The sequence below is a fragment of the Stutzerimonas sp. C6.4V genome (assembly GCF_058536345.1).
Window position 1 is genome coordinate 1,639,694 of record NZ_JBZUBM010000001.1, and the last position, 17,372, is coordinate 1,657,065.

Here is a 17,372-nt window from a genome sequence, read left to right on the forward strand (position 1 = left end):
TTCCTATACACGCTGGCATGTATATTGGATGAAGGATTCGTGCCACAGCGCACGACGCTGGCCCGAATTCAGCAAGGGATTTCCCACCATGACGACCTTTCCGCTTTCCCAGATCGACGAACTCAAACAAGGCCTGCAGGACAAAGGCGTCAAGTACGCCATGGCCAGCTACGTGGACATGCACGGCGTGATCAAAGGCAAATTCGTGCCACTGGCACATCTCGGCCAGATGCTGCGTGGCTCGGAGCTGTATACCGGGGCGGCGCTGGACGGCGTCCCGCAGCAGATCAGCGACAACGAAGTCGCCGCCATGCCGGACCCGGCCAGCGCCACCCAGTGCAGCTGGAACCGCAGCCTGGCCTGGTTCGCCAGTGATCTGTACCTGGACGGCAAGCCGTTCGACGCCTGCTCACGCGGCATCCTCAAGCGCCAGACCGAAGCTGCGGCCGAGTTGGGCTACAGCTTCAACCTGGGCATCGAGACCGAATTCTTCCTCTACAAGGACACACCGGACGGCGGCTTCGCCCCGCTCAGCGATCGCGATACCGCAGCCAAACCCTGCTACGACCCGCGCCTGCTGATGGACAACCTGCCGGTGATCGACGAACTGGTGGAGGCCATGAACGAGATGGGCTGGGGCGTCTATTCCTTCGATCACGAAGATGCCAACGGGCAGTTCGAGACCGATTTCAAGTATTCCGACGCGCTCACCATGGCCGACCGCTTCGTGTTCTTCCGCATGATGGCCAACGAGATCGCACGCAAGCACGGCGCCTTTGCCACCTTCATGCCCAAGCCTTCTGCCCAGCGCACCGGCAGCGGCGCACACTACAACATGTCCCTGGCGGATCTGGCCTCGGGCAAGAACCTGTTCGAGGTTGAGGGCGAAGACCCGCACGGCTGTGGTGTCACCCCGCTCGCCTACCACTTTATCGCTGGCGTACTGAAACACGCCAAGGCCATTTGCGCGGTGATCGCGCCCACCGTGAACAGCTACAAGCGGCTGATCCGCAAGGGCGCCATGTCCGGCTCGACCTGGGCACCGGTATTTGTCTGCTATGGCAACAACAACCGCACCAACATGCTGCGCATTCCGTCCCAGGGTGCACGCGTGGAATGTCGCGCCGCTGATATCGGCTGCAACCCTTACCTCGGCGCCGCGATGATCCTTGCCGCCGGCCTGGAGGGCATTCGCGAAAAGCTCGAGCCAGGCCAGCCGCACCGCGAAAACATGTACGACTACAGCGAAAAGGACGTCGCGGACATGGGCATCGAGACCCTGCCGCGCACGCTATCCGAAGCCATTGACGCCTTCGAGGCGGACCCGCTGTCGCGTCAGGTCTTCGGCGACGCCATGTACCAGGCCTTCGTCGACTACAAGCGCGACGAATGGAATGCCTACCACACCCATGTTTCCGACTGGGAAATCCAGCGCTACCTGAAATTCTTCTGACTCGATGAAAAGGAGATTCACCATGCAAGCCAATACGTTCAAGCGGGCACTCTGTGCCGGCGCCGTGATCTTTGCAGCCCTTTCGCCTTTTGCCGCGCAAGCCGAGGAAAAGAAAACCTTCGACATCGCCTGGACCATCTACGCCGGCTGGATGCCATGGAAGTACGCCGACGAGTCGGGAATCATGAAGAAGTGGGCCGACAAGTACGGGATCGAGGTGAACATCACCCAGGTCAATGACTACGTCGAATCGATCAACCAATACACCGCGGGCCAGTTCGACGGCGTGGTCGCTACCAGCATGGATGCGCTGTCGATCCCGGCGGCGGGCGGCGTGGACACCACGGCCCTGATCGTCGGTGACTACTCCAACGGCAACGACGGCCTGGTGATGAAGGACAGTGCCGATCTGAAATCGCTCGAAGGCCAGCAGATTCATCTGGTCGAGCTGTCGGTCTCGCATTACCTGCTGGCCCAAGCATTGGATAGTGTGGGCATGAGCGAGCGCGACGTGCAGGTGGTGAACACCTCGGATGCCGACCTGGTTGCGGCCTTCAGCACGGAAGACGTGCGCAACGTGGTCACCTGGAACCCGCTGCTGGATGAAGTCGCCTCCATGCCCGGCGCAAACAAGGCCTTCGACTCCAGCCAGATCCCAGGCCATATCAAGGACCTGACCATCGTCAACAGCGAAACCCTGACGGACAACCCGGACTTCGGCAAAGCGCTGGTAGGCGCCTGGTATGAGGTGATGGGCATCCTCGAAAGCGATACCGAGGAAGGTGCCAAGGCACGAGCAGCCCTGGGGCAGGCATCGGGTACCGATCAAGCTGGTTACGAAAGCCAGCTCAAGGGCATGAAGATGTTCTGGAAGCCGGCCGATTCGCTGGCCTTCATTGAAAGCGACGAGGCCTACCAGGCCATGGACAGTGTTCGCCAGTTCTCCTTCGATCACGGCCTGCTCGGCGACGGCGCCGACTCGGTAGATTTCGTCGGCATCGCGATGCCTAACGGCAAGTTGCTCGGCTCCGATGCTAACGTCAAACTGCGCTTCGACAGCACCTACATGCAGATGGCGGCGGACGGCAAACTGTAAAGCTGTCTCGGGGCTCAGCCAGTCGATGCTGATGCCCCGCCCTTCGGCTAGCGTTGCTCATAGCGTGACGTGCCCAGGCTGCCCACTCTCCAAACACGCCTTGATCCGATCGAATTCCATGCGCCGTACGAAAGAAGATGCTGAAAAAACCCGGCTCAAGATCATCTCTGCCGCCCTGGAGTTGTTCAGTAGAAATGGCTACTCCAATACCACGCTGGCGATGATCGCCGATGAGGCAGGATTCAGCCGCGGCCCCATCTACTGGCACTTCAAGAACAAGGATGAGTTGTACCAGGCAGTGCTCGGCTACTCCCAGGGACCCCTGGAAAGACTGATCGAGCAGAGCCAGGACATGAGGGACCGGCCAGTGGCTGCGATCAGGCACTTCATCAGTGAATGGTTTCGACTGCTCTTGGAAAACCGCTGGCACCGTCAGTCGTTCGAAATCCTGTTGAACAAAACCGAACTAACCGAACGCATGGCCGCGGTAATTGAACGCGAACGTGAGCTCACCCGAAATATAGTGCAGCTGCTCAAGCTGCTTATAGAAGCAATGGATGTGCGTTACGTGAGTACTGCAGAGTCGAGGGCGCTGTTTCTGTACTCAAGCCTGATGGGGATAACCCACAGCTGGCTCTTTTCGCCCCAACTGTTTCGTCTGGAAGTTTGCCAGCATTCGTTTACAGAACAGATCTTGGGATCATTGCAGGCTCAAACCGATCCCCAGCCAGGAACGTGAATTCCACACAGATCTATCGCGAAGAGGCTCTGCCCTTACGATGGCCCGCCAGCATCTGCAGCACGACCGCAAGGGTTTCCCTTCCAACGCAACACTGCCCCGACGGCTGAGTACGATCACCGCAGCTAGAACAGCAAACACGACGGACCCGGACTTCTAGCAGCTAATCTGTCTTAAAAAGTCGTTGACAAGGTTTTCTTATGCACATCCGTAGCAGGTCTGTAACAGCGACGCTCGCAATTGCTATCGCTGTTTCGGCAAGGTTGCGTAAATGTTTGATTTTTAAAGATAAATACCTTCTGCACAAAAACTCGCCGATCTGTTCCAAAGCCCCGCGGTGCGGGCGTTTCGAGGACTAATCCAAGTTGTGCCCACAGACTTATCCACAGCTTTTGTGGATAAAGCCTCTAGCCCAAACGGGACGGGCTTTGCAGCGGTGGAGTGGTGAATAAAGGTAGCGGCAGTCTGTTTATGCTCTGGCCCGGAGTGCCCTCACATGGAGCCGCCTGGCGTTCTGCCATTACGGTTTATGGTTGACCACCCAGGCGCCAGCGATGGAGCCTGGCCACCCAGGTCTGCGGGCGCTTGGCGATATGCGCACGGCGCCAGGCCTCGGCTACGGCCAAGCTCGCCTCCGCCAGCGTCGGGGTGATATGGACGGTGCGGCGCAACTTGTTGAGACCCAGCTTGTGCTTCATCGCCAAGACAAACACTGCAAGCGTTTCGCTGGCGCCCTCTCCCACGAGCGTGACGCCGAGAATGCGGTCCCTGCCCTGTTCGGTCAGTACTTTCAGGAACCCCTTGTTGCCGTTGGTTAGCTGAGCCGCTTCGAGCGAATCCAGATCCAGCAGCGTCACTTCGTACTCCATGTCGGCCAGTTTCGCCTGGGCTTCGGTCAGGCCGACGCTGGCTATCTCGGGGGCGGTGAAGGCAACACGAGGCACTACGCGGTCGCTGACCATGAAGCGGCGAAATCCAGAGAACAAGCCATTCGCCGCAGCGTACCAGGCATGGTGCGTCGCACTCTGAGTCGAGCAATCCGGCCCCGCCACCGCGCCAATGGCGTAGATGTTCGGGTAGCGCGTGGCCAGATATTCATCGACTTCAAGACTGCCATCTTCGTTGATGTTCAGCTTGAGCTCATCGAGTGCGAGGCCCTCCAGCTGCGCCCTTCGTCCGAGGGCCAGCAAGAGACGATCAAATGGCAGCGAGTGGCTCTCATCATCGACCTGACAGACCAACCGATACCCGTCTTCTGTGGTTTCAAATCGCCGTGGCGAATACCCCAGCAACACCTCGACGCCATCGGCCCGTAGCGCGTCGGATACCGCCTTTCTCGCTTCGGGCTCCGCCATTTTCAGCAGTTCGTCATCCTCGGCTACAAGCGTTACCTCACATCCCAGGCGCTGGAAAGCCTGGGCGAGTTCACAGGCACTGGCTTCTCCCCCCATGACCAGCAGCCTATCGGGCCGCTCCTGCAGGTCCCAGACGGTTTCGCACGTCAGTGGCCGGACGTCTTCAATTCCCGGAATGGGCGGGACGATGGGCCGGCTGCCCGTGGCGATGACAATGGCGCGGCTGCTGATGGAGCGACCGTCTACCTCCACGGTCCAGGGTGAGGTGAGGTGGGCTTCGCCACGTATCATCTCGACGCCGGCTGCCTTGCAATTTTCGGCGGTCAACTGTCCGTGAGTCTCATCCAGCGTGCGTCGCACCTGTTGCATCACCTGACCGAACTCGACGTCGGTCTGAAGACGAATGCCAAGCGTGTCGCCCTGGCGCAGCGTGTGATTGATGTTGGCTGCGCGCATCAACGCTCTGGCTGGGACGTTACCGCTGTGCAGTGCCGCCCCGCCCAGCCGCTCGCGTTCGACCAGCGCCACCTTGGCCCGCATCGAAGCGGCGGACTGGGCAGCAGCAAGCCCGGCGCTGCCTCCACCGATGACCAGCAGGTTGTGCTCGAACCCTTTTGGTTTCTGCCATCCCCGGTACACCTTGCGTGCCTTGTAGAGGGCCAGCAGTTTGGTAGCGGCCAGCGGGAACACGGCCAGCAGGACCAGGGTGCCGATCATGCTTGGCGACAGGATGTCCGATATTTCCCTCAGCCGCGCAAGCTGGCGTCCGGCACTCACATAGACGGCGTGCCCCGGAAGCATGCCCAGCTGTGTCGTCCACCAGAAGGTCCACATGCTGACACGCGTCAGCCCCAGCGCCGGATTCAGCAACACAAAGGGAACCAGCGGAATCAGCCGTAACGAGAACAGGTAGAACGAACCGTCACGGTCGAGTCCACGGTTGATGCTGGCGATCTGCTTGGCAAACCGCTTCTGCACCCAGTCGCGCAGCAGGAAGCGGCTGATCAGCATGGCGATCAGGGCGCCGATATTGCTCGCGAAAGACACCATCAGGGTACCGCCCACCAGCCCGAAAAGGGCGCCGGCCAGCAATGTCAGCACCACGGTTCCGGGAAAGGACATGACCGTGAGCGCGACGTAGGCGGCAAAGAACAGGCTGCCGGCCCACCAGGGATGGGCCTGCACCTGATCCCGTAACGCTCCGCTCTTCGCCTGGATCATCTCCAGCGTCAGGTATTGCCCCAGATCGAACCAGAAAAAACAGAACGTAGAGATTGCGAAGAAGAGCACGATCAACCAGCGGGTGAGCTTCATGGCTGTTTGCGCTCCCCTGCGCGCCGGAAGCTGTTGCCTCTGGCTAACGGAAAGATAGAACGCAATGCAGACATGGCCGCACATGCCCGGCACTCGCTAGGGGAACTGCAGATTCTCAAGGGGTAACTCTCAACAGGGGGGCTGTGCGTTGGAGCCGGCTGGGCGATGGATGTTCCGATGACGCGACGATCAGTCGGGGACGCGCTTACAGCTGACCCATGAGCAGGGCGCACCAGCAGCGTTCACTGTCGTTTACGGGCGAAATATCGTAGGCGGACCACCAGGCTGTGCCATACACTGCTATCGTTCTGGTGCCCAAATCACCAAGTGATAATGTCCACCCGTTTAGTATATTTCAACTTGCGGAGCTACATTCATGCGGACGTTCATGGCCGTAGATACAAACGTGGTGTCACATCTGGCGAGCGAGCTGAATCGAGTCGGCTTTGCCTGTATCGACAGCTACCTGACGTTTGATCAACTCGAAGCTGCGCACGTTGACATAGAAAACGAGGCCCGGAACCGTGGCAACAAAAGTTTTGCCGTCCGGGGTACACCCAACATACCTGGAACACTGTTTGAGCAATTGGCACTTTCCGACGAGTTTCAGCGTCTGCTGCTAGGCGTTTATTCAGCTGGCACTGGACGAGCCCCGCTAAGTACCGAAAAAGTCCACACCGTCATACGCTGCCTACAGGGCAGCGACAGCGCCGCAGAATCGAATCGTTTTCACTATGACGCAACTACCTTGACAGTGCTGCTGCCAATATTGATTCCTATACCCAACAAAGGTGAAGAAGGCCGCCTTGTACTGTTTCCCAACAACCGGCAGCTACGCTATAACGCTATGCTGAATGTGATTGAAAAAGCCGTGATTCAAAACCGTCTAAGCCAACGACTGGTTGCCCTGGCTATCCGTTTCGGTTTGCTCCGCCCGACAAAGCTCGAGCTTGTCCCGGGCAATCTGTACTTCTTCTGGGGGTACCGCAGCCTGCACGCAAACGAGCCATGTAATCCGCGCGCGCTGCGGTCAACCGTGCTGTTTCATTATGACAATCCACACCGCAATAGCCAGATCGCAAAGCTGCTTTTACCCAAAGGGCGATAACCGCCGCCCCGACAAGTGGCTGGTCTTACCCCGAGCAAGCTACCTCGCTTACCGTAATGGCTCCTCTCCTTTCCTAAGACGCTTCGCGCCCCGATTGAAAAGGCTGCTCCACTTGTTCAGGGCGTTGCCTACAACAGTTGACGCCGCTTGTGGCGCCATTGGCTGTTTGGCGCGCGCAGCTTCGGCTTCACCAGCGCGATGCCAGTATGGAAAAGGGCCTAACAGAACGCCGGCATCCGATATCGTCTTGTCTTCTGACGGGGCTGCATGGGAGGCAGCAAACCGCGCCAGAATTTGTTCCTTATCCAGAAACTGTTCTGCATAGGCAATCGCGATGCGATTAGGCGTCGGCATTGACAGACAGCGTTGGATACCTTTGACGAGGGCAAGCGGACATTCCGGCTCAACAAGCGCGCCAATTCCTGGGTTTTCGGCGCAGAGAATTCCCAAACTGGTAGCCGAATCCGCCGTGATCACCGCATTGCCGCCAACGGCAAGAATGTTCGTCAGTTTAGACGGCAGCACGGAATCAGCTGCACCGCGGCGTTGAATCACGAGATGGCAGGCGGCAGATGCAAGCAGGGTCGGTAGATCAGCATAGGACTGCAGCGGCGCAAACACTATGTTGTTCAGCGCTTTGAATTCGACGATTTCCAGCAGCCGCCCTTTACCCGCACCTTCCCCTACTATCAAAAAGACGAGATCATTTCGTGTCGCCAACGATTCGGCTGCTTGGACAACAACCTCCAAGCCTTGCTTTTCGCCGATATTGCCGGAATACAGGACCACTTTTTTCCCGGGGGCAACGCCCAGCCGCTCCATTAACGAGGCTGAACCGGAAACGTTCTTGAATCGTGCTATTTCGGACCAATTAGGAAACAAACTGAGCCTGTCTTCTTTCACACCTTTACTTCTGGCTCGCTCCATCATTCCGCTCGATATGGTGGATACTTGATCAAACGAATTCAGCGTCCAGGCTTCAGCTGCATAAGCGATACCCTTGACGCGCTTGCGTCTGCAAATGCCCAGACCAACCATCGCGTCAACCTCGAAATCCTGTATATGCAGCAAGCTGCTGGCGCCGGTGAATTGAGCAAAAATTAGTGTCTGAGCAGCACAGAACAGGGTCGGGACCACAAGAATGATTTTATCGGGCCGCCAGCTAACGTTAGCAAGGAGAGCAAGCGCAGATGAAAATGAAAAGCTTGCCAAGTGCAACAACCGTTTCTTTCCCGTTGGTTTTGCGGGCACATAAAGGGGACAACGGATCACTGTAACGCCAGCTTCCGTTGTCTTAGCGTAACGCCAGCTGCAGTGACCGGTAAATATCTTCCAATCGGGATAATACGGGTGCGCTGTAACGACTCGTACCTCATGGCCTTGCTCTGTAAGCCACGCAGCCATCTCACCGTTATATTTACCTATGCCGGTCAGTTCGGGGCTGTAGTTTATGCCGTAAACCAGATATTTCATCTTTTTCTCCAGTAACGCACCCGCACTCAGCGGATGAAAAGATTACCCGGACTGTCGTAAAGCCATATCAACAAGTTCCGGGCGGCGTTGCATAAACAATAAACAACAGGCGATATACCTCCTTCCGATTAACTAACGGAATAGCGGACTGGGACCAGTTACATAACTCCTTCTTCAACAGTCTTTACGAATTGCAGGCGAAACGATTCCTGCTTCGGAACTGTAATTTCCGCGCAATCAATACGTTCATTTTATGATCATGAATCTGCGAGCCATGTATATCAACGCCAGGCCGACGACTCAAATAAGTTGCCAGCATGTGCAATACAGTATCGCTATAAAGTTTTTTACTTTACCGCATAAGCAACTCCGCCGATGGGTCGACCTGCGAAGCGAAGGTGTCAACCTGTTAGCGTGCCCGGATCGGCCAGCTATTCAGGCCTTGGGCCTATGTGAGTGATAAAGCCGTTATGGCTGAATTCAAACCGCCAGTGCTTCTGCTGTAGCGGCGTATGTAATGCAGTCTCGGTATAACGCTAGGTACTGGCTTGCAACCCACTCGTTGGAGAACTGGGCAACTGCCTTGGCACGAGCCTGGATTCGCAAGTCGTCGAGGTTGTCTGCATCCAAAATCCATGCGATGCCTTCTGCCAGACTGGCCGCATCAAATGGGGTTGCAAGGTAGCCATTCTGCTTGTGGTCGACGATGTCCAATAGCCCGGTGGCAGCAAACGCAACGACAGGGGTACCGCACGCCATGGCCTCGGTCGCTGTCTGCCCGAAAGCCTCTTGCAACGAGGGCACTACCATCACATCTGCTGCGCTGTAGAGGTCGCGCAGCTGTTCGTCACTGGTGATATGCCCAAAGTAGTGGGTTTTGAAATAGGTATCCTGGGAGTGTTCCGAACTTGAGCCGCCAAAAACCGCCAGTTCAATATTTGAGTGACCCTGTTCCTTCAGCAGACTCAGGGCAGGCAATAGTTTGTGGAACCCTTTGCGGTCATCACCAACAGCGGCAACGGCGCCAAACGCCACGAGACGGGTTGACGGCGATATGCTCAACCTAACCCTGGCCTGCTCTCGGTCCGCTGGACGAAACTGGTTCACATCGATTGGGTTTGGAAGCTGCTTTATAGTCAGGCCGTGCATTGCCTTCGATCGAGCCGCGCTTTTGGCCATCCAGTCGCTAAGCCCTATCACCGTCAGATTTTCGACCCCTGTGTATGCATTGGCCTTCTGCTCGACGCCGCGAGCGCTCAGGTCGGTTGGGTTATCGGATTTGAGCAAAGGACAACGACCGCACCCTGAAGCGAACCTGTCGCACCCTGCGTCGTAGTGGCAGCCTCCGGTAAACGCCCACATATCATGGAGGGTCCAAACAATAGGCTTGCTGATCCGTTTCAGGTCATTAACGGATAAACCACCCCCATTCACCCAATGTAGGTGAATCACGTCTGCATCCGACTCATTGATCGAACGGATCAGCGTGTCATTTGCCAGCGCGCCTGATGAAAACATGCTTCGTTTCCTTGCAATTATCAGAGCGGGCACTCGGTCCCAGGCGACGCGACCGAGATAGTGAAGTTTCTGCCACGCATTCATATGCTGCGGATAAATACTTTTATATTCGACCTGTACGCCCGCACCAGCCAATGCTTCGGCCAGCCTCGACGCAGCGCGGGCGGCGCCTCCTTTCGTGCGATACGAGCTGACTAGCAGTACTTTCACGGTTACCCCTTGCATTTGCGTATGCGGCATCAACATGACAATCGGTTCGTTGGCCCGGCCAATCTCGCCTCATTAGCAATGCCGCAAAAATAACCGAGCAACATGCTAGAAAATAGAAACGATGAAGCCGGAGCGGCAAACAGAAACAACAGCACAACAAAGAGGTTTGCGAGCAACTCAACAGTCGTGTTGTCTGTTGCCTGTGTCCTGAACAGGACAAAGCAACGCCGCGCACAGCTGAGAAAGATGAATACGAAACACAGAGCGCCCAGAAGGCCGAACCTGGCCAGCAAGGCGTAGCCCAGAAAATGGATATTGTGGGTCTGCTGCCCACCCAGCAGTTGGCTATCGACCACGGAGGAATCGATACTTTGGGTCATGTCTAGCGTGTATCCGTGACCAAGTCCAAAAAGCAGTGAGATCGGCAACAGCGACCGTTGCACATCTTGGCTAACCAGATCGCCTTCATAGAATCGTTGCTGAAGCGGAATGGGTAGATCAGCATTCTCGCTTGCAGAGAGCAACGAAAGCGTCTCATCGATGCGCCTCTCGAAACTGCTTCCCTTGATGGCACCCGATCCTCCGATCACGCTGGCAAGAATGCCCAGCAACGCGGCGACCACAACGATTACCTTAATTTTCTTCAATAGCGCAGCGCTAAGAAAATAGACCGCCAGCCCACCGAAGATCGCCAGAACAAGGGCCCGATTCACGCCTGCAAGCTGCGGGACCACGGCCAGCAACAAAATAAGCGTATGAGCGTGCCTTCTATACGCCAGCGAAATGATCAGCGCGCAGCCCCAGAGAATCAGCAGCTCTGGCGGTGTTCCGATTTGCAGATTGAAAACCCAACAGAACGATGTGATACCTATGAGCACCAGCACCACACGGATCATCTTTTCGTAGGAAAACGTCGGCCTACCTATCTGATAACACCAGGCGCCCAACAGGAAGGTCATGAAGAACATCACCAGGTAAACCAGGTCGGTGACGAGATATAGCTTGCTGTTGCCCCTAAGCAAACCCAATACCAGATAAACCAGGCCTAACAGCTGCAGCGCCAGGACCGCCCGCCACAGGTTGCCGAGTGCAAGCTTGGGCTTCAGTCTTGCATGGAGCAGAAACACTCCAACGAAAATGACAGCAGTTGCAACTACCGCGAGCCGCACGAACGGCATGGCTCTGAAGCCAACGATGCCCAGGATATTGGTAAGCAGCGCCGATGCCAGGATTGCGGTCGCCAGGCAGAAGGCTGGAAACACAATGATGTTCTCAGGCCTGAGACTCTTGGCTGACATCCATACTCCTTGCTGATGCATGCAGAGGTAAGTCCGGAGCTGCGACTGACGTAGCCATCGACTCGCTGTTGGCCTGCCGCTCGGTCTCGCCCTGCGCTTTGATCAGGTCCTGCAGCAAAAAATCAACCAGCTCCTGAGCTACCTTTCCGGTTTCAAAGCGATCCTCGAACCGGGCTCTGGCCCGAGTGCCGGCGCTTCGTAACGCAGTGGCATCGCTTAGCCACTGCTGAATCATCCGGGCCGCCAGCGCTGCGTCATCAAGCGGAATGAAGCGACCTTCAATCCCGTCGCTGAATACTTCCGGCACTCCGCCGACTGGACTGGCGAATACCGGAAGCCCCTGGGACATGGCCTCGATCAGTACGATGCCGAAGCTCTCCATTTGCGAAACGTGCAGGCAGGCACGATGCTCGATCATCAAGGCAGCAACGTTATCGACGTGGCCGGTAAATATCACATCGTTACCAACGCCCAGTTTTCGGGCCGACTTAACCAGTTCAGGTCGATCTGGGCCGTCACCGACGATTGTCAGTCTAAAGGGACGGCCGTGGCGGCGTGCAGCTGCGGCTATTTCCAGGGCGTAGTGCTGGTTCTTTCTTCGCTCGAGCGTACCTATGCAGATGAGATCAGCGGTTATCGTCCGCTTGGCTTCTTGAACCTGGCTCCGTGAAATGAAGTTGGGGATGACGCGTCCAGGTATTGAGGAAGCGTTGGGGATTCGCTGGTAGATGTTTTGTTGCATGAAGGCCGAGACGAAAACCAGCCGATCCACACGCGGAATCACCCTCGCCTCATATGCTCGGATCTGCCTGAAAAGGCTCCCATCTCTGGCAATCACGCCTTTACCAGCCCACTCATCTGCCTCTGAAATATTGAAATGAGCAATCATCGCAACCCGCTGTGCCGGTGATTTTCGTGCTGCGACGGCTGCCTGAGCAGACATTGGACACTGGGCATAAATCACACAGGCTCGCCCATCGGCGAGCACGGCCTTCAGATTCAAGTACAGGCAGAGCTGGCGCCAGTAGCGATACCACCAAAGACCGAAGCTCCCACTCAACGGAGCGATCAGGCGGCGCACTGCAAATATCGGATAGACCAACCACTTGTATCTGTCGTAGGGCGTTACGAGCTCTGGAGCGCCCTGGCCGGTATTTACAAGCCAGGCCGACCATGTCTGGAAATGCGTATGGACGCCGGTCTCACCGGTATTCCGGAGCACAGTCGCGATAATGATCGATCTGGCCATCGTCGTGTTTCCCAGTTAGCAGTTGGTGAACTTTCGATAACTCTTGATCGTGAGCGCTCGAGCCGTCGCCAACGTCTGCATAGCCAGACTTGCCGGCAATGTCATTGCCGGACCGGTGATGAAAACAGCAGGGAAGTACTTCAATCGCTCCCACAGCGAGGCATTGCGAAGCGAGCGGACAAGTGTCGCGTGGACAAACGCCGTTGATCGCTTGTCATTGTTCTTCAGCACCACTCGCAGATGATTCATCGCGAAGCCGCGTAGATGGTTTGGTGCGTCTATATAAGTCTCGAGAAAATAGCTGCTGGCCGGAATGTTCAGCACGTTGCTCATGCGGCCGCCGTTAACCGACGAGTCGATGACCGCACCGTAACGTTCATCGAACCCCAGGGACTCTCCAGCCTCGGCTGCCCGCAGCGCGAAACCCCAGTCCTGATGTTTGGCTTGTAGCGGGTCAAATATCGTCCCTTTGTAACGGGATCGGCAGATGCTGATGGTCGAGCTTCTGACATCCCCGTCCAAACAGAACAGGTAGTCGTGCATGTCGCCTTGGTAATGAGGTAACTCGACTTTGAACGTTCGGTAGTTATTCCTTGCTAGATAGCGTCCGAAGATGATGCCGCAACCATTCTGTTGATGAAGACGTATGCGCCTCTGCACATGGCCGGGAGAAAAACTGTCATCGCTGTCGAGCAAAAAGATGAAGGCTCCTCGTGATGCCGCGACGCCAAGGTTTCTAGAGTCCGACGCATTACCCTTTGCTGACTTTTCGATGATGGTCAGGTGCGGCGTACCAGCAGTCACGGTCCGCAGGGCTGGCAGATCAGCCGAGAGGTCGTCTACCAGCATGATTTCATAGCTCAACCCGGCGACGGCCTCCATTACGGACTTCACGGCATCCATGATGAAGGCTGAGCTGTTGTAGGTCGGTATGACAATCGAGACTGTCGGCATCACGCTTCTCCCGATTTGATCACATGATTGGTCGCGATACCCTGAGAAGGCCGGGAGGTCGCCGGGGTGGGCCGCAAAGCCTTTCCACCGACCAGCTCGCGCACCACTCGGGCTGCGCCCGGCAGACCGAGAGTAAACACGGACCAGCTCTGTAGTTTCAGGCACTCGAACGTCCTGGCGTTTAGGGCATTTCCGAGCCAGGAGGCGAATACCTGGCTGATCAGGGTTGCGCTCGCCGCGCCCCAGAGACCGAAGCGTGGGATCAGCAACAGGTTCAGACCGACGTTCATCACCAGACCGAGCACGAGCCGCAACGGGCGCAGATGTCCCAGATTCACTGCGACCAGATAGTTTGTACAGGCGAAGCCAACCACGGAGAACACAGCAGCCAGCATGGATATGCCCAGAATTTCCAACGCCTGTATGTAGGCGGGTCCGAACAGCAGCGGTATGGCCACGTGGGCCGCCGCCCAGACAGCCAACCCCATGGCGACAGATGAGAACATCACGATGTCGAAATAGGTTCGAACGTTGTCGGCGTCTGGCTTGGTGCAGATGAAGGGAAAGAAGGCGGTTCCGATCAGCATGGGAATCACCGCGTAAGCTTCGACGACACGGATGGTGACGCTATAGACCCCTGCCTCCTCAATACCGAGAAGCGACGCGATCATAAGCTGGTCGACCCGGATGTAGACGACGATCATCATGGAACAGAGCAACATCGGTGCAGCGGGTCGCCATAACTCTTTTACGATCGAAACGCTGAATGCGGACAGCCTTACACGAGCCGAATCTCTGGTGGGATACAGGGAATAAAGCAGCAGATTCATCGCAATATCGAAGGCGGCGCTGAGCGCAAACAGGATCAGTCCAGATCCGCTCCACAGCAGAACAACCTTGACCAAGGAAGAAATGCACAAACTGGAAAGGCCGATGACGGCGATATGCGAGGACTGCGACCTGGCCTGATAAAACGCCTGGTAGCTGTTGAAATTGTAGAAGAGCACTGACGCGATGGTGATCGCATAGGCCAACTTGTACTCCGCTGACAACGCGGACGTCTGGTAAAGAGCAATGAAGCAGGGAATCACGATCAGGAAGCTACAGGCGAGCCGGCAGAAAACAGCCGTACTGAGCAATTCGCTGCCAGAGTATCTCTGGTTAGTGAACTCCTTGATCAGGATCTGATCCAGCCCGAGGTTGCTGATAGACCAGATAATAGTCGCCACACTCAGCCCGAGGCTGAGCGCGCCGAAGTCCTTAGGTCCCAGTTGGTTCGCGATTAATCCGATCAAAACGAACGCTACGGCCAGTTTGGTTATTTTCTCCGATAACAGCCATACGGAGCTCTGCACATATCGTTTCACTGGCGGGTTCCATCGAGTTGTCTGGCGTTAATCAGCGTTACAAGCACAACTGCTCGAACGACAGCATTCAGCTTGCCGCGCCTGTCCCGTATTGGTAGTAGTCGTAGTAGCTGCTGTATCGATAGCCATGCTTTTCTGCTTTTCGAATGTCGACTTGATTCAAGATGATCCAGTCCACTGGCGTGGCGTTTTGCTGAAGCTGGGCGATACCCCGCTCCACCTCGTTGCTGGGTGTCACCTCACTGCGCACGATGAACAGCAGTGTGTCTGCGTGTGCTGCCAGCACGATTGCGTCACTGACGCCCTGAGTGGGCGGCGAATCAATCACTATGCGTTCATAGTGGGTTCTGAGCGCTTCGATCATTGTTGCGAACCGGGTCGAAGCCAGCAGGGGCAAAGGGTCTCGTACAGTGGTGCCGGCACATATCATGTCGACATCACCATAGGTTGTGATGCAGCTCTCCAGCGTGGCGCGACCCTCCAGGATGTCGGTCAGACCCATGCTGCCCTTTTCGAGTCCGAATGTTCTGGCCAGGGTCGGCTTGCGCAGATCTCCGTCGATCAGAACAATTTTTCCCATCTGTGAGAGTGCCTGAGCCAGGTTGGCGGACAGCACACTCTTCCCCTCGCCGGGTAGCGCAGATGTCGTCATGATGATCTGGGCGCGACGGTCGGGGTTCGCCATTTCCAGCTTGGTTCTGATGGTGCGGATGGTTTCAGTGAACAGACGATCCTTATCTTCCGAATACATACGGGCCAGCAGCTCTCGTTGCGCCTGCTGCATAAGGGGCACGATGCCTAGCACTGGGATGTTCAGCTTGGCTTCTATCGCCTCGGTCGTACTGAAGGTGTCGTTCATTACATCCTTGGCTACGCCCGCTCCGGCTACGCTGAACAATGCAATGAGGGCTGCCACGGCAACGATCAGCGGCTTGTTCGGTTTGACAGGCTCCTCTGGAAGCATCGCACGATCGACGACATGCACGTTGACGCTGTTCTGATCCGCGGTTGCCGCGGTTTCCTTCAATCGGACCACAAAGGTGTCGTAAAGGGCGCGATTTGCCTCGACTTCCAAGGCCAGCTCACGGACCTTGAACTCTTTGCTGGAGAGGTTCTGAATCTGATACTTGTTCGAATCAAACAGCGCTTGTTGGGATTGCTCGTTGGCAATGGCCAACTGATAGTTGCGCTGAATACCTGTCACTACCTGGCTGACCTGCGTCTTCAAGCTGGACGTCGCAGCCTCAAGATCGGCTTTCGCTGCGATAAGCTCCGGGTGACCAGGGCCATACCGCTGCGATACCTCGTCTACTCGTGCCGCGGCTTGTGCCTTTGTTGCCTTGAACTGCTGAATCACCGGGTCTGCCAGTACTGCCGGCACGCTGGCGAGTTCATCGAGCCGCGACTTTTTCATTGATTGCACCTGACGGTACTGGCTCTCAGCTTCGGCCCGCTGCCGCCGTGCGTTGATTAACCGATCACTGGTCAACGTGAGTTCTGTAGCGGCGATAGTCGAAATGCCCTGCAGATCGACCAGCCCCTCGGCTTCGCGATAGACCTGGAGGCGGTTCTCCGACTCTTGCAGTTTCTTTCGCAGCTCTTCGAGGCGACTGTCCATCCACAGTGTAGCTGTAGCGGACGTCGCGACCCCCGCTTCGAACTTGCTTGCGATGTAACCGTCGGCCAGCGCATTGGCGGCGGACATAGCGATGTATGGATCAGCCAATAGCACCTCGACTGCAACGACCTGGCTCTTACCCCGAGGGCTCACACTGATAGCGCCCATGAGCTTCTCAGCTGCCGCATCGAAGACCTTCGACTCCTTTCCGGCAGAGGTGGGCAGGTCATCGGCTCGCATTGCGCGCAAATACTCACCGACTCGACCCAGCCAGCTCCCCTGCCCTTGCGATGAAGAGTGCTGCCCCGCGAACTCCGGATGACTGACCAAATCAAGCTGGCGAACCACGCGTTCAGCCAGACCTCGCGACTTGAGTAGCTCGATTTCCGTCTGTAGATAATCACCGTTGGGCGCTTCGCTTTGATTGACTTGCTCAATGGCCAATAACTTTGCCCGTTCATTCTCAACCAGCAGCGTAGCGGCGGAGCGATACAACGGCGTCATCCAGGACGTCGCCCATAGGGTGGCAAGCGCTACGACCAGCATGGCGGTGAGAATCAGCCATTTGCGCGACCATACACTCAACCATAATTTATGCAGGTCGAGCTCGGCCTCCACCG

12 protein-coding genes are annotated in these 17,372 nt (G+C 56.6%); 4 read left to right on the forward strand and 8 right to left on the reverse strand.

Going from position 1 to position 17,372, the window contains the following annotated elements; all coding sequences use genetic code 11:
- Positions 1-88 precede the first annotated feature (88 nt).
- From glnT to AC4LFW_RS07830, 3 genes are all read left to right on the forward strand, one after another.
- Positions 89-1,453, forward strand: a complete 1,365-nt coding sequence (glnT, locus tag AC4LFW_RS07820) for a type III glutamate--ammonia ligase (protein ID WP_491818530.1) — start codon at positions 89-91, stop codon at positions 1,451-1,453.
- A gap of 22 nt (positions 1,454-1,475) precedes the next feature.
- Positions 1,476-2,549: a putative urea ABC transporter substrate-binding protein gene (locus AC4LFW_RS07825; RefSeq protein WP_491818531.1), complete on the forward strand. Its 1,074-nt coding sequence runs from the start codon at positions 1,476-1,478 to the stop codon at positions 2,547-2,549.
- A gap of 118 nt (positions 2,550-2,667) precedes the next feature.
- Positions 2,668-3,288 carry a TetR family transcriptional regulator gene (locus AC4LFW_RS07830; RefSeq protein WP_491818532.1) on the forward strand — a complete coding sequence of 207 codons (621 nt, stop codon included), beginning with the start codon at positions 2,668-2,670 and terminating at the stop codon, positions 3,286-3,288.
- A gap of 527 nt (positions 3,289-3,815) precedes the next feature.
- On the opposite strand, the gene AC4LFW_RS07835 is transcribed toward AC4LFW_RS07830, so the two are convergent.
- The gene (locus tag AC4LFW_RS07835) at positions 3,816-5,957 is read right to left on the reverse strand and encodes a dihydrolipoyl dehydrogenase family protein (RefSeq protein ID WP_491818533.1); all 2,142 of its coding nucleotides are present in this window, start codon (positions 5,955-5,957) and stop codon (positions 3,816-3,818) included.
- Positions 5,958-6,333: 376 nt separating this feature from the next.
- Here AC4LFW_RS07835 and AC4LFW_RS07840 point away from each other — a divergent pair, with 376 nt between their 5' ends.
- The gene (locus AC4LFW_RS07840; RefSeq protein ID WP_491818534.1) at positions 6,334-7,065 is read left to right on the forward strand and encodes a hypothetical protein; all 732 of its coding nucleotides are present in this window, start codon (positions 6,334-6,336) and stop codon (positions 7,063-7,065) included.
- A 48-nt stretch (positions 7,066-7,113) separates the two neighbouring features.
- Here the strand turns inward: AC4LFW_RS07840 and AC4LFW_RS07845 are convergent, their stop codons facing one another.
- The 7 genes from AC4LFW_RS07845 to AC4LFW_RS07875 all read right to left on the reverse strand — a co-directional run bounded on the left by AC4LFW_RS07845 (position 7,114) and on the right by AC4LFW_RS07875 (position 17,370).
- Positions 7,114-8,538 (reverse strand): glycosyltransferase WbuB, encoded by a 1,425-nt coding sequence (locus tag AC4LFW_RS07845; RefSeq protein ID WP_491818535.1) that lies wholly within the window; start codon positions 8,536-8,538, stop codon positions 7,114-7,116.
- A 480-nt stretch (positions 8,539-9,018) separates the two neighbouring features.
- Positions 9,019-10,266: a glycosyltransferase family 4 protein gene (locus AC4LFW_RS07850; RefSeq protein WP_491818536.1), complete on the reverse strand. Its 1,248-nt coding sequence runs from the start codon at positions 10,264-10,266 to the stop codon at positions 9,019-9,021.
- Positions 10,267-10,295: 29 nt separating this feature from the next.
- Positions 10,296-11,564, reverse strand: a complete 1,269-nt coding sequence (locus AC4LFW_RS07855; protein ID WP_491818537.1) for a hypothetical protein — start codon at positions 11,562-11,564, stop codon at positions 10,296-10,298.
- Positions 11,539-12,813 (reverse strand): glycosyltransferase family 4 protein, encoded by a 1,275-nt coding sequence (locus AC4LFW_RS07860; RefSeq protein ID WP_491818538.1) that lies wholly within the window; start codon positions 12,811-12,813, stop codon positions 11,539-11,541. The genes AC4LFW_RS07855 and AC4LFW_RS07860 overlap by 26 nt, the downstream gene beginning before the upstream one ends.
- 15 nt (positions 12,814-12,828) lie before the next feature.
- Entirely contained in the window at positions 12,829-13,767 is a 939-nt protein-coding gene (locus AC4LFW_RS07865) for a glycosyltransferase family 2 protein (RefSeq protein ID WP_491818539.1), read from the reverse strand.
- Positions 13,767-15,134, reverse strand: a complete 1,368-nt coding sequence (locus AC4LFW_RS07870) for a flippase (protein ID WP_491818540.1) — start codon at positions 15,132-15,134, stop codon at positions 13,767-13,769. Before AC4LFW_RS07870 ends, AC4LFW_RS07865 begins: the two co-directional genes overlap by 1 nt.
- A 67-nt stretch (positions 15,135-15,201) precedes the next feature.
- On the reverse strand, positions 15,202-17,370 hold the full coding sequence (locus AC4LFW_RS07875; RefSeq protein ID WP_491818541.1) for a GumC family protein: 2,169 nt from the start codon (positions 17,368-17,370) through the stop codon (positions 15,202-15,204).
- Positions 17,371-17,372: the final 2 nt, after the last annotated feature.

Bases quoted from the DNA above. Each gene is read 5' to 3' on its own strand.
- glnT (WP_491818530.1), top strand. From the start codon at position 89: ATGACGACCTTTCCGCTTTCCCAGATCGACGAACTCAAACAAGGCCTG.
- AC4LFW_RS07825 (WP_491818531.1), top strand. From the start codon at position 1,476: ATGCAAGCCAATACGTTCAAGCGGGCACTCTGTGCCGGCGCCGTGATC.
- AC4LFW_RS07830 (WP_491818532.1), top strand. From the start codon at position 2,668: ATGCGCCGTACGAAAGAAGATGCTGAAAAAACCCGGCTCAAGATCATC.
- AC4LFW_RS07835 (WP_491818533.1), bottom strand. From the start codon at position 5,957: ATGAAGCTCACCCGCTGGTTGATCGTGCTCTTCTTCGCAATCTCTACG.
- AC4LFW_RS07840 (WP_491818534.1), top strand. From the start codon at position 6,334: ATGCGGACGTTCATGGCCGTAGATACAAACGTGGTGTCACATCTGGCG.
- AC4LFW_RS07845 (WP_491818535.1), bottom strand. From the start codon at position 8,538: ATGAAATATCTGGTTTACGGCATAAACTACAGCCCCGAACTGACCGGC.
- AC4LFW_RS07855 (WP_491818537.1), bottom strand. From the start codon at position 11,564: ATGTCAGCCAAGAGTCTCAGGCCTGAGAACATCATTGTGTTTCCAGCC.
- AC4LFW_RS07860 (WP_491818538.1), bottom strand. From the start codon at position 12,813: ATGGCCAGATCGATCATTATCGCGACTGTGCTCCGGAATACCGGTGAG.
- AC4LFW_RS07865 (WP_491818539.1), bottom strand. From the start codon at position 13,767: ATGCCGACAGTCTCGATTGTCATACCGACCTACAACAGCTCAGCCTTC.